Source organism: Pseudoxanthomonas sp. LH2527 (genome assembly GCF_022539275.1).
GTDB lineage: Bacteria > Pseudomonadota > Gammaproteobacteria > Xanthomonadales > Xanthomonadaceae > Pseudoxanthomonas_A.
Map to the genome: position 1 here is coordinate 13,228 of NZ_JAKZBW010000033.1, position 13,616 is coordinate 26,843.

A 13,616-nucleotide genomic window follows, 5' to 3' on the forward strand; every position below is an offset into this window, starting at 1 on the left:
ACCAATGTCGTCACGACCGTCCGCAACCTCAAGCGCATCCGCCTGCAGCTCTACGAGTCGCTGCTGGCCGAAGCGTTGGCGATGAAGTCCATTGCCACCCCGCCTCGCCATGACTGAAACCCCCAACCCCTACGACGCCCCACACGCCGTGCTGGTCGAGACGGAGCGCACCCCCATGCGCATGCCGCCGCCGATGATGGCGGCGCTGGCGATCTACCTGGTCATCTATCCGCTCGAAGTCGTCCCGCTGATCGGTACGCCCATGTCGAGGTTCGAGCTGTTCGTGCCCAGCATGGCGGCAATGGGCGTCTACACCCTGGTGATGACGTTCGCCCTGTGGCGGCGCTGGCAGTGGGCCAGGCTATGGCTGGTCCTGACCACAGCGGTCACGGCCTTCTTCCTGATCCGCATGCTCTGGCGTGGCCTCTCGCCGGAGCAGTGGCATGCCTGCCTCGCTGCGGTACTGCGCATCGCAGTGACGGTTCTGCTGTTGCTGCCTGCCAGCCGTCGGTGGTTTGCGGCCAAGGCCGGTTAGCCAGGCACCTAGACACGTAGCCCGGGTAAGCGCAGCGCACCCGGGACGACGTGTACGGATACGTTCCGAGCCCCCGGGTGCGGCCTTCGGCCTTGCCCGGGCTACTGGATCAACGACTCGTGCGCCACCACGATGCGCCACCCTTCCGGCAGCTTCCGCCAGACCGACGTGGCGATCACCCGCACGTTGCCCTGCTTGCCATCGGGCATCGTGCTGGCCACCTCCATCGACTGCAGCGTGCTGACCACATCCGGCGCGATCACGGTGATCTCCGGCGCCGAACGGTAGCGGTAGACGGCATCGGACGTACCGCCGGCCCACCATTCGTCCTGCTGGTCCCGCACCGTCTGCCACCCGCGCAGCGTCTGGTCGTCGAACTGCACGACCAGCGCATCGCCGCGCGCATACAGCGCCATGAACCGGTCCGTATCGTGCGCATTGGCCGCCGCCATCATCTCGTCGAGCAGCGGCATCACTTGCGCCTGCACCGACGGCGGCGCGTCGTCGGCATGGGCGTGGGCCGGCGCGAGCAGGGCCACCATCAACAGCAGTACGTGCAGCGCGTGCTTCATCGGGCCTCTCCGCAGAGCATCTGAATGTCGCAGCCCACCGTCGCACCGATGCACGGCGCCCCGACGAGCCAGCCTTCCCCTGGGGCGCATCGTACACCGCAGGCCGGGCCGCCCCGCAGCGCCCGCGCGAGCCCTGCGTATCCCCACACGGTGGGCCAAAGCCCACCCTACGGTGCTACGACGCTGCGGCATCCGTTTGCCCGTAACCCGCCGACCGCGCCGCGACCTGCTGCCTTCGCAACTGCACGAAGAAGTAGCCGATCGTCAGCAGACCGATCGCCGACGGCGCGATCTGCGACCACGGCTGTCCCGCCCGAATCACGTTGCCCACCAGCGCCGAGAGCAGGGCGAATAACGAGGCGACCAGCTTGTAGACGTGGTCATAGCGCCAGAGCGTGGCGAACCAGCGGAGAGGAAACAGCCACCGCACCGCGTCGTAGGCCAACAGCAGGAAGAGGGTGCCGAGCGACGCATACGCCACGATGTCCGGCCGCCCCGGCGCCGCAACCAGCGTCGGCGTGAGCATCAGCGCCAGGGCCAGCGCCGCCAGTGTCCACGCCGCATCGATGCCCGACGGCCCGCGTTCGCGCGTATGGATGGACCGCCAGCCGCTGACCAGTTGATACGGCACCAGCACCGTCAGCACCGCGAACACCGGGATGAAGCGGAACCACAGCGTGCCGACCGCCGCCGACAGCGACACCACCAGTGCAAGCAAGCAGAACACCTTGCCCAACCGCCGGTGCGCGGCGGTGCCCTTGCGGCGCGCGAGCATCGCGAAGCCGATCAGCAGGGCGAGGGTGCCGGCGCCGACATGGACGGCGATGTTCGCAAGATGCGCGGAGGTCATGCAGGTCCCGGGTCCGATGCCCGGCACGCGGGCGGTGCGGCAGTATCGGGGCGCCACGGCATCGCGCACAGGCCGCCCGGACGAAGCGCGGCTGGCGACGACGAAGCGACGGAAGGGTGGTGCGAATGCGTGCACGCGTGCAGCACATGGGGCGGGCCTCACACCCACCGCCGCACGCCATTCGCGCACCCTGGGCGCTGGGCCAAGGCCCACCCTACGTGAGATGACATTCCGAGCCCCATCACTCTCACATTAAGCGCCACCGACGAAGCTCCGTGCCCCATCGACGGTGCCCAGAGCCTCTCGCGCTGTGCATGAATTCCTACGCGCGAGGCACCCTCAACCCATCGATCGCTTTCCGGAAGCCATCGATCACTTTTCCGAAGCCATCGCTGGCACATTGCAAGCCATCGCGCTCACATTGAAAGCCATCGATCGCTTTCAAAGACCCATCGATGGCATTCCGACGGCCATGCCATCGCTTCCCGAGAGCCATCGATGGCACTTTTCGCCTCGCACCTCACATTCCGAAAGCCATCGATCGCTTTCCGTGCCCGACCCTTGGCATTCCGTGCTCGATCCGCCCCATCGCGGCCCTGTATTTGTGAGAGGTAAAGCGCGCGCAGGCAGGCTAGGCTGCGGTCGTCGGCGTCAAGCGCCGACGTTCTTTCACGATGATCAATGGAGTGACCATGCCCCAGAACCGTATTTCCCTGCGCCTGACCAACGACGACGTCACCGACATCGAAGGCGCCATCACCACCATGGAACAGCGCCTCACCGGTTTGATCGGCTTGAGCCCCGACGAGCGCCGCGAGCTGACCAAGATGGGCGACAAGTCCGAAGCCTTCTGCCGCGCCGCTGTCACCACCTTGGCCAACCACCAGGACGTCTTGCCGCGCGGCTTCAGTCTGGAGGAGTACCAAGCCGACCTCGCCGCCCTCGACATACTGCGCCCGTTGCTTAACCGCCTGCAGCGCCTGTACGACCGCATGGTCGACACCGAAATGGCGCTCGGCAGCGACCTGATGGTCGCCTCACTGGAAGGCTACGCCCACCTCAAGGTCGCCGGCCGCGGCGATGGGCTGGACACCCTGAAGGAGGCCCTGGGTGCCCGGTTCAACCGTAAGCGGCGGCAGGAGCCTGAGCCGGCGGTGTGAGTGCGGCACTATGCAAGAAAGGCGAGCTTCGGCTCGCCCTTCTTGTGAAGTCGCCATCAGACGTAGCCCGGGGAAGCGCAGCGCACCCGGGAGCGCGCTACACGGAGCCTTCCGATGCCGGCCCAGGCCGCCGGCCTGGCCGGACAGTACGGCGCCGATAGAGCTATCCGCCGTCGAAGCGCATCGAAACCAAGCAAGGAGCAGGCGCATGGTCAATGGACATCGTGGTGCAGCCCGCCGTCTGCGAGCGGGTACGGCGCTCGGCTTGTGTGCCGGCATGGTGGCGTGTGCTTCCCATCAATCCGCCCAAACGCCAACGCCGGATTTCAACGGTGCCTGGTCAGCCCCGTGGTGCGACCGGGAGTATCCCAGCGACCCATGTGGCACCTTCGCCCTGCACCTGACTCAGCGTGGCGAGCGAATCTGTGGCCAACACTTCGCTGCAACGCCAAGACTGTCCAAGCTTGAGGAAGGGGAGCCCGGCTCGGTGCTCGGCACCGCCGTTGGCAACACGGCCGTCCTGTTGATCGACAACGCGCGAACCGGAGAAAAGAATGTCGCTGTCGTGACCCTTACGCCCAAGGGTCTGCAATGGCGCGTGATCGGCACAGCGGTACGAGGCGCGTGGCCTGGGGACAGCATCATCGGCGGGAGGCGGATGTTGAGCGAAGACACATCAGAGCGTGCACGGTTGGCGTTGCGTGACTTAGAGGAGCTTCCCTGCCGCTGGCCGGATGAGATCCCGTCCGACTAGCCACGCGTCAAGGCACGGCGCAGCCAAGGTGTCGTGCCAGAATCAATACCAACCCCGTACCGCAGATCACTGTGGCGCTTATTCACCTCTGGCAGACTGCCGCCTGTCAGGAAAAGGTCAGGAGGACCCCATGGCAATCCCAAGATTCACAATTGGCGTGTGCGCAAGCTTTTTAATCTTCTCGTGCGCTGGCTTGGTTGCTTGCACGTCCAGCCCACCCGCGCAAACTGCCAAAGTCGATTTCAACGGCAAGTGGTCAGTGCAGTGGTGCGACAAGACCGATCCGGATGCGGACTGTGGCGGGTTCGACGTCGATCTTACCCAGGTAGGCGACAAGATCAGCGGCGAATCCTTCGGCGCGAGAGCGCGGCTTGCCCAGATCGACGAAGGCGGGGTTGTACACGGCATCGCCATCGGAAGTACGGCCATCCTTACCATAGAAAGCCTGCGTAGCGGCGGCATCTATCTCGTCGAGGCAACCATCGATGGGCGCTGCATGCATTGGAAGATGCGGGATACGATTCGTAGAAGCGAACGGGACATCGACATCATTGCAGGAGAAGATGTACTGACAAAGGCGAGTAATGCTTCGTCGAGCAGTGAAGCAAAGCAGAAGATTGACTGCCGCGGCATGCCGATAAGAACACCGGATTGATGCATGGATGACGACCATAAAGCCACATTGCTGAGGTAACCGACATGGATTACAGGGAACTTGGCCGGGCGGAGTACGATCGCAAACTTCGCATGGTAATAGTTGAGTCCGAGAGCCTGCATGCGCACGCACAAGACATTGGTGACAACCGCGCGACGATAGGTTGGGGTTATACCCTCAACCGAGACAACAACGTTGCGATCTGGCGAGAGAGTGGTATCGAGCTGACCCAGCAGCAGTGGCAAACATTGGCTGCTGTCGATGCCGCTTCCGCCGACGACAGGACCAGAGTTGGTCTGACATTTTCGCGACAACTGAATGCGGCCGAGTCCGACCAATTGCTGAGGGCTTCCATGGCGGAATACGAGGGACCGGCCAACCGTCTGCAGATGCCACTTTCCGATGAGCGGATCGCCCTCGTTTCGCTTGCCTACAATCGCGGCGTGGGAATGCTGAATGGCATCCCTCGAAGTGGTGTTCCAGAGCACGCGATCATGGACGCGGTTCGCGACGGCGATCGCGCAGAGGCGTGGTTCCAGATGCGCTACAACTGCTGGGGAAGCAACAACGAGGCAGAAGCTGGCCTAAGAAAGCGTCGGTTTGCCGAAGCGCAAGTGTTTGGCTTGTATGACGATCCCAACAACGTCACACCTGACGAAGCGCGCAACGTCTACCGTATGTATCAGCTCCATCGCGACGAGATCGCCCGGGTGGAGCGTGGTTTCGGGGTCACCGTTGAGGGTGAAGCCGCCCCGCGAAATCGTATCGCGCAGGCCAACCGCGATTATCCCGGGCTTGTCGATCAGTACGGAAACGTACCAAACATAGCGGATGCGCTGGGGCCGGCCCGTACTGTGCTCTTGCGAGAGCTTCGACAGGAACATCCGGATCTGGCTGATAGATTGACTGATGCCGATTTCAACGCCGGGCAGCTTTACCTCGATCCCGGCAGAGATTTGCGCGACCGTGGTGAAGTCGACCGCCAGTATCCGATAGATACCAACAATGATCGCGTCAACAACCGCAACGTCGCGTTGAGGCGTGAGCAGCACAGCACCACTACATCAGATGTTGACCAGAACCACGGTGCAACTATCGATTCGCAGCGGATGTCGCGCGGGCGGAATCCACAGGAGATCGCAAGCAACGACCTGCTGATCGGCGAAGGCGGCAACGATACCCTGCGGTCCCATCGTGGCGATGACATCCTGATGGGCGGGCAGGGCCGGGACCGGATGGAAGGCGGTGAGGGCCGCGATACCTATGTGATCGATGCGGGCGACACCGTGAGGGACAGCGACGGGGTGGGCGAGCTGCGCTGGGGCGGGCAGCCGCTGACAGGCGGCGCGCGCGCAGCGAACGATCCTGCCAACACCTACCGCAGCGAAGATGGGCGCTTCACCTACGCGCTGGAGAACAACAACCTCTCGGTGACGGACACGTTGGCCCGGGATCAGATGGGACGCGAGCCGGCGGTGATCGAAAACTTCCAGAACGGCCAGTTGGGGATCACCCTGAGCGAAGCAGGCGGCGTCGCACGACCGCAGGCAGCGCCGCCAAGCGCGGAAGAACAGGAGCGCGTGAGGGCAAGTGAGGAGGATCGCGGGACCGGCAACACGGCGCCAAGCATTCCAGCCCCTGCTCTGGACACCGATGATCGCCAAACCAGCCGTGAGCCTGCACGCGGACCCTTCGACGACCCGTACGCCAACAGCGTTTATGCCGCCCTGCTGGCGGGCGACAGCAATGAGCTTGACCGCATCGCCGGCGCGTTCTCCCGGTCTCCCGAGGGGCAGCGCATGGCGGAGCTGGGCGAACAGATGCTGATCCAGCAGCAGCGTGAGGCGCAAACGCCGTTGCAGGATCAACAGGTGCAGGCGCGTGAGGGGCCGGCCATGCGCATGTGATGCGCCCGACGTAATCGCCGCAGTAAGCAGATCGATATGGGGTTCGCGTAGCCCGGGTCCGCGCAGCGAACCCGGGGTGGCCTGTCACGGAAGGTGTGCGAGTCCCGGGTGCGGCCGTCGGCCGTACCCGGGCTACGTGAAACGTCTCCGGTGCACGGGCGATAAACTACGGCCCCGATACTTCTGATCCCCACAAGGAACACCCTCATGGCATTCACCACCACCGCGTCCGGCCTGCAGTACGAAGACACCTTCGTCGGCAGCGGCGTCGAGGCCAAGCCCGGCAGCAACGTCACCGTGCATTACACCGGCTGGCTGTACGAGAACGGCGCGCAGGGCGCCAAGTTCGATTCCAGCAAGGACCGCGACGAACCCTTCATCTTTCCCCTCGGCGGCGGCATGGTCATCAAGGGCTGGGACGAAGGCGTGCAGGGCATGAAGGTGGGCGGCCAGCGCACCCTCATCATCCCCGCCAACCTGGGCTACGGCGCCCGCGGCGCCGGCGGCGTCATCCCGTCGAATGCCACGTTGAAGTTCGACGTGGAACTGCTGGGGACCTGAGGCGCACGCGATGGCACGCACCGTCGCGACACTGCGGACCGGGCCGTCCGCGATCCGTGTCACGGCGGTCATCGCGCTCGGCGTCGTCGTCGCCTGCGCCCATGTCGATGGCGCGCGTACCGCACGACGCCTGTCCAGCAGTGAGTGGCTCGCAAGCGTCACCGTGCCAGGCGATGAAGTGACCGCGCTGGCGTCGCTGTCCTGGTCCGCGACAGCCGCCCCGTCTGGCGGCGGCCCATGGGACTTCCGCGGTCGCCCTTTCTCCACCACGGACGGCGTGTCGGTGTACGAGACGTACACGCGCGTCGATGCGGCCGGGAGGCCCTATCGGTCCTACGCGAAGCTGCGCGGCGGGCCGTGCATCGATGCCCGCGAACTCGCGCGCCGCATCGGCGCGGGCCTTGATTCGCCAGGACATCCGCCAGTGGAGTTTCCCGAACCTGTGTATCGCCGCGACTCCGGCAGCACGCTGCTGTTCCTGCACGCGCGCCGCGGCGATCATTGCCTGGTCGAGGTCTCCGCGCGCAGGAAGGGCTAGCACGTAGGGCGGGCCTGGGCCCGCCGTTCAAGGCGTACGGATGGCGTGCGATGGCGGGCCAAGGCCCGCCCTACGGTGTGCCGCGCAGCTCGGCGAGCTGTGCCTCCAGCGCCGCGATGCGCCGGTCGCGCTCATCCAGCGCACGCTGCACGTCTTCGGCCTCGAAGCGCACCGGGATGTACTTCGGGCAGTTCCAGTCGAAGGCTTCCATGTGGATCGTCATGGTGCGCTCGGTGCGCGCGTCGCCCGGTGTTTCCTCCACGCTCAACCGGCCCAGCAGCTTCATCCGTTGCCGGTGCGTGTAATCCATCAGGATCAGCGCCACGCGGTCGTCGTTGGCCACGTTGCCCACGCTGATGAACTGGCGGTTGCCGGGCAGGTCGGTGAAGGTCAGCGTCTTCGCATCGACCACGCGCAGGAAACCCGGCGCGCCGCCGCGGTGCTGCACGTACGGCCAGCCGGTTTCCGACACGGTGGCCATGTAGAAGCTGCGCTGCGCGTGGATGAAGGCCGCCTCGTCGGCCCCGAGTTCGGCATTGCGCACCTCGTCGCCGGACTCGAAGGCGCGTGCGTATTGCGCGCGGCTGCCGTCGCGCGCCTGCACCTCGCGGACCGCAGGGGTGAAGGCGATGTTCGCGAATGCGTGTCTCATGTCGGTCTCCAAGGGGGCTACGACGTAGCCCGGGTAAGCGCATAGGGTGGGCTCAAGCCCACCCTCGCATCGTGTCCGCACTCATCGAGCGGCGGGCCGAGGCCCGCCCTACGGCATCACCAACACCTGCGCCGGTCCGCCGGTGACCCTGCCGCGCGTCTTCGCGGTTTCGCCCAGGTAGGCGAGGGCGAACTGGGTGAACTTGACGCTGTGCTGAGCGCTTTCGCCCATCGTCGCCAAGGTGTCGTACGGCGTGTGGATGTAGCGGAAGCTGCCGTTCGGATCGCCGGCCTCGAACATCATCGCCGCCGGGTAGCCGGCGTTGGTCCACGACGCGTGGTCCGAGCACGCGTAGCCGCAGGCCACGCTGCCGCGGGTCAGGCCCATCGGCGCCAGGTAGGTGTCGAACAGGGTGATGAAGAAGGCCTTCAGCTCGGTGTTGGAGTAGTCGCTGATCAGCTTCATGTCGGTGACCGCGCCGGCCTTGTAGTTGGTCATGTCCACCTGCAGCACGCTGACCACGTTGACGCCGCTGGCGCGGAACGCCTGCGCGATGGCGTTGGAACCGCGCAGGCCGACTTCTTCCGCCGCATAGCCCATGAACTTCACCGTGCGCCGCGGCTGCCAGCCGTCAGCCAGCGCGATGCGCAGCGTCTCGGTGAGCGTGGCGATGCCGGAGGCGTCGTCGTCGGCGCCCGGCGCGTGCTGGTTGGGGTCGTAGGGATTGCTGCCGTTGATCGAATCCAGGTGCGCGCCCAGCACCACCACCTCGTTGGGCAGGTCCCAGCCGGGGATGGTGAGGATGACCGACGGCTGCGTGCCGCAATTGCTGCACGCGGTGAACAGTTCGGTGGTGATGTCGCTGCGGCCCGCAGCCAGCGACTGCCAGTGCGTGCGGATCCACTCGGCGGATGTCTTGCCGTGGCTGCTGGCGAAGTAGCGGTTGCGATAGCCCGACAGGTGGTTGATGGTGTCGTACAGCCGCTGCTCCTGCACCTGCGGCAACCAGCGGTTCACGGTGGCCTGGTTGTCGAGCGTGTAGCCGGCGAGCATCGACGTCGCCATCGCCTGCCTGGCCCGGTCCGCCTGCACGAAGGCCTCGGCCTGCGCGCGTGTCGGGAACGCGAAGTAACCGCCGCAGCGGCGTTCGTTGACGTGCACGTGTTCGCTGATCGCCCCCAGCCGATCGGCCCGCGTCTCGGCAATCACCAGCGGCTGGCCGGTACTGTCGTGCTGCGTGACCGCCTCGCGGCCCAGGCCACGGATACCCTGCCAGGTGTCGCGCGAGGTCACGATGTAGACGGGTGCGAAGGGGTCGGTGGGTGAGGATGCGGCGGATTGCGCGGTCGGGGTCAAGGCCGGCACCGCGACGTTGCGCACCGCAGACGCTCTCGGCGCGCCTGCCTCGCGCGACGTTTTCCATGCGCCCGCTGGCGACGACCCGGCAGCGGCCTGCACGGCACGACTGCTGTCCGCTCGCAGCAATACGGTGAGGATCAGCAACGAGAACAGAAACGTGGTCGGACCCAAGATGATCGGTTTCATCGTGACTTTTCTCTGGATGACGGCATGTGGCGCGATGTGAGAGTTGCCACGCTACCACTTCCGCAGTTGCTTCATGCCGGTGAGCGAGCGCGAAAAGGATGCATGGCCGCGCTACCATCCCTGTCGCGACGCACGCGAGGCGGCGCCGGCCTACACACACGCGCAAGGAGCCCTGCCATGTACGACGCTGACATCCAGCCCCAGGACTTTAGGGACAATTCACGTGTCGCGCAGTGGTGGCGACGGTATGGCTGGTGGCTCTGGCTGGGTGCGGTACCACTCGCGGTCGCGCTTGCGCCTGGCCGGATCGGCCTGCTGCCGTGGCTGGAAGACGCACTGCGCGCCGTGCCGCTGCTACGCAGCATGCTCGACGAGGCTTCCAGCCCGGGCAAGGTGGCCGCGTTCGCGATCGCCACACTCGCGGCGTATCCGCTGCTGCAGAAAACCATGTCTGCGAGCCGGTTGGCCAAGCCAAGATCCGCACCGCCGTTGCTGATGCTTCTCCTTGTGACGCTGGTCCTGGATGCCGTGCTACTCCTTACGCTTAACGGTGATATTGAACCACTGGATACCGGTGTGCGGGGCCGCCGCCGCATGCTGCGTTTGGCGATGCACCCGGACAGCCACCTCTTCCCACTCGGTGCCGCCGCGCAAGCGTGTGTTTTCCAAATGACCCTTTTCCTGCATGCGCTGCTCCTGACCCTCGCGTTTTCGCCTGACAGCGTCCGGCGTAGGCATCATTGAGCGGTGCACCCGCACGTGCGCAGGATGAAAGGCGGTGGGCCAAGGCCCACCCTACGCGGAACGCAACCTGCAGCCCTGTAGCCCCGGTCTGCGCAGCGAACCCGGGAAGGCTTGCCACGGAAGGTGTCAGGGCAGTCGGGTGCCGCCTTCGGCTTTGCCCGGGCGACGCGGGCAGGTCTGCCGCCGACGGGGTCATGGTGCACTGCGGCGCGATACACGTAGCCCGTACGGCATCAGGATTCCCGCTGCCGTCCTTGCCTGACACTGCCCGTGTTGCGTGGCATAGTCATGTCACATTCGGGCGGGGCATCACGCTCAGACTGGCGTGGCGCAACGTACCCATCTGCTTCAGGCATGCCCGGTTGTCGCCCGCGGTGCGGCGGTTCGCGCCTCCTGGCCCCATGGTGCCGGTCACCAGCCGGTCCTTCATGACCCACTACGCGTCGAGGAGAAGTGCATGAATGTCAGCAGGATGCTTCGGTCTGTCGTGCGGATCGTCGTGGCGGCCGCGATGGTCGTGCCGTGCGCGCATGCCGCTTCGCCGGCAGCGCCCGACGGCAAGGACGCGGTACGGCCCACCGCCGTGCTGCTCAAGAATGTGCGGGTGTTCGATGGCCGCTCCGCCGGACTGTCCGGCCCGCTCAATGTCCTGGTCCGCGGCAACCTGATCGAGCGCATCGACGCGGACCCACTGGAAGGTGCGGCAGGTGACGGGGCGCGGATCGTCGACGGCGGCGGGCGAACCCTGATGCCGGGGCTCATCGACGCGCACTGGCACACGATGATGGCCGCCATGCCGATGACGACGATGCTGGTCGCCGACGTGGGCGACATCAACCTGGTCGCGGCGCACGAGGCCAGCAACACCCTGATGCGCGGATTCACCAGCGTGCGTGACCTCAGCGGACCCGCGTTCGCCCTCAAGCGCGCGGTCGACGCCGGCATCGTGGCCGGGCCGCGGATCTGGCCGTCGGGCGCGATGATCTCCCAGACGGGTGGCCATGGCGATTTCCGCATGCCCTATGAAGTACCGGCCGCACGGAATGCGGCTCCCGGCCGCGGCGAAGCGATCAATGGCGGCGTCATCGCGGATGGCGCGGATGAAGTCCGCAAGCGCGTGCGCGAGCAACTGATGCTGGGTGCCACGCAGATCAAGCTGGCCGCCGGCGGTGGCGTGTCGTCCAATTACGATCCCATCGATGTCAGTCAGTACACCGAATCCGAGTTCAGGGCGGCCGTGGAGGCCGCGGAGAACTGGGGCACCTACGTCACCGTGCATGCCTATACGCCGCGCGCCATGCAGGCCGCCATCCGGGGTGGGGTGAAGGTGATCGACCATGGTCAGCTGATGGACGATCAGACCGCCAGGATGATGGCGGAAAAAGGAGTCTGGCTGAGCGCGCAGCCCTTCATCGACAACGAATACGCGAATCCCCAGACGGGCGACAGGCGGACCAAGCAACTGCAGGTATTCGCCGGCACCGATCTGGCGTTCCGGCTCGCGAAGAAGCATGGGCTGAAAGTGGCATGGGGCACGGACATCCTGTTCGACCCGGCGATGACCGCCAACCAGGGCGCGATCCTCGCCACCACCACGCGCTGGTACACGCCGGTCGAGGTGTTGCGGATGGCGACCTCGGGCAATGCCGAACTGCTGGCGTTGTCGGGCGAGCGCAATCCGTATCCGGGTCGGCTGGGCGTGGTCGAAGAGGGCGCGCTGGCGGATCTGCTGCTGGTGGAGGGCGATCCCACCACGGACATCGCACTGGTCGCGGATCCGGTGAAGAATTTCCGTCTGATCATGAAGGACGGAAGGATCTACAAGGACACGTTGTCGCGCCCGTAACACCCGTAGCCCGGGTCCGCGCAGCGAACCCGGGATGGCTTGCCACGGAGAGTGTCCGAGCCCCCGGGTGCGGCCGTCGGCCATACCCGGGCTACGAAGGCAGCGCCAGCGCGTGGCGCATCGCCGCTCGACACCCGTAGCCCGGGTCCGAGCAGCGAACCCGGGAGGGCTTTCCACGGAAGGTGTCCGGGTCCCCGGGTGCGGCCGTTGGCCGTACCCGGGCTACGCGGGAAACCATGCGACGCAGACAGAAATGTAAATGGACGTGCGCCGTGTGGTCGACGCAGACTGCGGGCGTCGGGAGCGTGTGGAATACAACACCCTCCACGGGAAATACGCACGACCGTCCTTGACTCCGGTGATCCACTCCCGACACCTTTCACCGCGCGCCGGCATTGCCCGCTCAGACGCAGACGCTCGTCTTCATCCCGATGCGATCACAGGCGGTGGGCCAAGGCCCACCCTACGGGGAGGTGGCGTCGTCCACCCAGCCGTTCGCGCGGGCCAGTGCGATGGCGGCGTTCTCGGCGGATTCGCGCGTGGCGTGGCGGGTGCGCGTGACCACATCGGCACGGGCGCTGCCGTGGGCGATGCGGAACATCGCGCGACCCTGCCAGTAGGTGACGCCGAGCGGATCGACTTTCTGCAGCGTCTGCACGGTCAGCTGGCGGCCGTCTTCGGTGATCGTCTTGACGGTCATGCCACGACCTTACCTCCAAACGCGGGCAGTTGTCGCCACGGCCGTGGGAGGCGCGCGACGGCGGCCGCATCGGGGGAGGGAAGGCACATGCCCCCGCAGGCACACCGTCGTCGTGGTCGCGCATCCGTTCTACCTGCGCGACGCGTAGCGCTGGAGCCACCCGCCGACAAACGGAATCCCGATGCGCCTGTTCCTGATCGCCGCCGCCGCGCTGTCCTTGTCCATGCCCCTGCAGGCCACGTCGCTGGACGGGGCCTGGGTGGTGGACCTGTCCACCCAGCCGGGCACGCCGTACACCCAGCCCATGCAGCTGACGCTCAACGCCGACGGCACGGTGACGGGCAGCTTCTACAACAGCGTCATCGAGGCCGGCCGGTGGAAGGAAAGCCGCGGCCGCCTGTGTGCCAGTTTCCGCACTACCGATGGCGTGGGGCCGTACCACACCGCGGTCTGCCTGACCGGCGACACCGCCAGTGGACAGACCTGGGCCGAGCACCGCGACTTCCTGTTCAACTGGAACGCCACGCGTGCGCCCGTCGCCAGCGAGCGTGGATCCACGCCCGACCGGTGACGGCGCCGCCCGTTGTCGACAGCCGG

Annotated in this window: 15 protein-coding genes; 10 read left to right on the plus strand and 5 right to left on the minus strand. The window is 66.0% G+C overall.

Annotated features, from left to right (window positions below):
- Positions 1–109: 109 nt before the first annotated feature.
- Positions 110–535, plus strand: coding sequence for a hypothetical protein (locus tag MMG85_RS15890; protein WP_241046916.1), 426 nt, complete (start codon positions 110–112; stop codon positions 533–535).
- A 101-nt stretch (positions 536–636) separates the two neighbouring features.
- Here the strand turns inward: MMG85_RS15890 and MMG85_RS15895 are convergent, their stop codons facing one another.
- Together MMG85_RS15895 and MMG85_RS15900 are read right to left on the minus strand one after the other, a co-directional pair.
- The gene (locus MMG85_RS15895) at positions 637–1,107 is read right to left on the minus strand and encodes a nuclear transport factor 2 family protein (RefSeq protein ID WP_241046917.1); all 471 of its coding nucleotides are present in this window, start codon (positions 1,105–1,107) and stop codon (positions 637–639) included.
- A gap of 175 nt (positions 1,108–1,282) precedes the next feature.
- A complete protein-coding gene (locus MMG85_RS15900; RefSeq protein ID WP_241046918.1) occupies positions 1,283–1,957 on the minus strand; it encodes a hypothetical protein in 675 nt (224 codons plus the stop codon).
- A 692-nt stretch (positions 1,958–2,649) separates the two neighbouring features.
- Between MMG85_RS15900 and MMG85_RS15905 the strand changes: the two genes are divergently transcribed.
- From MMG85_RS15905 to MMG85_RS15930, 6 genes are all read left to right on the plus strand, one after another.
- Positions 2,650–3,117 (plus strand): hypothetical protein, encoded by a 468-nt coding sequence (locus tag MMG85_RS15905; RefSeq protein WP_241046919.1) that lies wholly within the window; start codon positions 2,650–2,652, stop codon positions 3,115–3,117.
- A gap of 208 nt (positions 3,118–3,325) precedes the next feature.
- Positions 3,326–3,871, plus strand: coding sequence for a hypothetical protein (locus tag MMG85_RS15910; protein ID WP_241046920.1), 546 nt, complete (start codon positions 3,326–3,328; stop codon positions 3,869–3,871).
- A gap of 130 nt (positions 3,872–4,001) precedes the next feature.
- Entirely contained in the window at positions 4,002–4,526 is a 525-nt protein-coding gene (locus tag MMG85_RS15915; protein WP_241046921.1) for a hypothetical protein, read from the plus strand.
- A gap of 44 nt (positions 4,527–4,570) precedes the next feature.
- Positions 4,571–6,433, plus strand: a complete 1,863-nt coding sequence (locus MMG85_RS15920) for a hemolysin (protein ID WP_241046922.1) — start codon at positions 4,571–4,573, stop codon at positions 6,431–6,433.
- A gap of 207 nt (positions 6,434–6,640) precedes the next feature.
- Positions 6,641–6,994 (plus strand): FKBP-type peptidyl-prolyl cis-trans isomerase, encoded by a 354-nt coding sequence (locus tag MMG85_RS15925; RefSeq protein WP_345778861.1) that lies wholly within the window; start codon positions 6,641–6,643, stop codon positions 6,992–6,994.
- Positions 6,995–7,004: 10 nt separating this feature from the next.
- On the plus strand, positions 7,005–7,532 hold the full coding sequence (locus MMG85_RS15930) for a hypothetical protein (protein ID WP_241046923.1): 528 nt from the start codon (positions 7,005–7,007) through the stop codon (positions 7,530–7,532).
- 70 nt (positions 7,533–7,602) lie between these two features.
- Here the strand turns inward: MMG85_RS15930 and MMG85_RS15935 are convergent, their stop codons facing one another.
- Both MMG85_RS15935 and MMG85_RS15940 read right to left on the minus strand, forming a co-directional pair.
- On the minus strand, positions 7,603–8,184 hold the full coding sequence (locus tag MMG85_RS15935; protein ID WP_241046924.1) for a pyridoxamine 5'-phosphate oxidase family protein: 582 nt from the start codon (positions 8,182–8,184) through the stop codon (positions 7,603–7,605).
- A 108-nt stretch (positions 8,185–8,292) separates the two neighbouring features.
- The gene (locus MMG85_RS15940; protein WP_241046925.1) at positions 8,293–9,729 is read right to left on the minus strand and encodes a M20/M25/M40 family metallo-hydrolase; all 1,437 of its coding nucleotides are present in this window, start codon (positions 9,727–9,729) and stop codon (positions 8,293–8,295) included.
- Positions 9,730–9,906: 177 nt separating this feature from the next.
- Here MMG85_RS15940 and MMG85_RS15945 point away from each other — a divergent pair, with 177 nt between their 5' ends.
- Positions 9,907–10,473, plus strand: a complete 567-nt coding sequence (locus MMG85_RS15945) for a hypothetical protein (protein ID WP_241046926.1) — start codon at positions 9,907–9,909, stop codon at positions 10,471–10,473.
- A 472-nt stretch (positions 10,474–10,945) separates the two neighbouring features.
- The gene (locus MMG85_RS15950; RefSeq protein WP_241046927.1) at positions 10,946–12,319 is read left to right on the plus strand and encodes an amidohydrolase family protein; all 1,374 of its coding nucleotides are present in this window, start codon (positions 10,946–10,948) and stop codon (positions 12,317–12,319) included.
- A 463-nt stretch (positions 12,320–12,782) separates the two neighbouring features.
- Here MMG85_RS15950 and MMG85_RS15955 read toward each other — a convergent pair whose 3' ends face one another.
- Entirely contained in the window at positions 12,783–13,019 is a 237-nt protein-coding gene (locus tag MMG85_RS15955; RefSeq protein ID WP_241046928.1) for a hypothetical protein, read from the minus strand.
- Positions 13,020–13,200: 181 nt separating this feature from the next.
- Here MMG85_RS15955 and MMG85_RS15960 point away from each other — a divergent pair, with 181 nt between their 5' ends.
- On the plus strand, positions 13,201–13,590 hold the full coding sequence (locus MMG85_RS15960) for a hypothetical protein (protein WP_241046929.1): 390 nt from the start codon (positions 13,201–13,203) through the stop codon (positions 13,588–13,590).
- Positions 13,591–13,616: the final 26 nt, after the last annotated feature.

What these genes read in the sequence shown, in the direction of transcription:
- MMG85_RS15890 (WP_241046916.1), top strand. Translation starts at nt 110, where the DNA reads ATGACTGAAACCCCCAACCCCTACGACGCCCCACACGCCGTGCTGGTC.
- MMG85_RS15895 (WP_241046917.1), bottom strand. Translation starts at nt 1,107, where the DNA reads ATGAAGCACGCGCTGCACGTACTGCTGTTGATGGTGGCCCTGCTCGCG.
- MMG85_RS15900 (WP_241046918.1), bottom strand. Translation starts at nt 1,957, where the DNA reads ATGACCTCCGCGCATCTTGCGAACATCGCCGTCCATGTCGGCGCCGGC.
- MMG85_RS15905 (WP_241046919.1), top strand. Translation starts at nt 2,650, where the DNA reads ATGCCCCAGAACCGTATTTCCCTGCGCCTGACCAACGACGACGTCACC.
- MMG85_RS15910 (WP_241046920.1), top strand. Translation starts at nt 3,326, where the DNA reads ATGGTCAATGGACATCGTGGTGCAGCCCGCCGTCTGCGAGCGGGTACG.
- MMG85_RS15915 (WP_241046921.1), top strand. Translation starts at nt 4,002, where the DNA reads ATGGCAATCCCAAGATTCACAATTGGCGTGTGCGCAAGCTTTTTAATC.
- MMG85_RS15920 (WP_241046922.1), top strand. Translation starts at nt 4,571, where the DNA reads ATGGATTACAGGGAACTTGGCCGGGCGGAGTACGATCGCAAACTTCGC.
- MMG85_RS15925 (WP_345778861.1), top strand. Translation starts at nt 6,641, where the DNA reads ATGGCATTCACCACCACCGCGTCCGGCCTGCAGTACGAAGACACCTTC.
- MMG85_RS15930 (WP_241046923.1), top strand. Translation starts at nt 7,005, where the DNA reads ATGGCACGCACCGTCGCGACACTGCGGACCGGGCCGTCCGCGATCCGT.
- MMG85_RS15935 (WP_241046924.1), bottom strand. Translation starts at nt 8,184, where the DNA reads ATGAGACACGCATTCGCGAACATCGCCTTCACCCCTGCGGTCCGCGAG.
- MMG85_RS15940 (WP_241046925.1), bottom strand. Translation starts at nt 9,729, where the DNA reads ATGAAACCGATCATCTTGGGTCCGACCACGTTTCTGTTCTCGTTGCTG.
- MMG85_RS15945 (WP_241046926.1), top strand. Translation starts at nt 9,907, where the DNA reads ATGTACGACGCTGACATCCAGCCCCAGGACTTTAGGGACAATTCACGT.
- MMG85_RS15950 (WP_241046927.1), top strand. Translation starts at nt 10,946, where the DNA reads ATGCTTCGGTCTGTCGTGCGGATCGTCGTGGCGGCCGCGATGGTCGTG.
- MMG85_RS15955 (WP_241046928.1), bottom strand. Translation starts at nt 13,019, where the DNA reads ATGACCGTCAAGACGATCACCGAAGACGGCCGCCAGCTGACCGTGCAG.
- MMG85_RS15960 (WP_241046929.1), top strand. Translation starts at nt 13,201, where the DNA reads ATGCGCCTGTTCCTGATCGCCGCCGCCGCGCTGTCCTTGTCCATGCCC.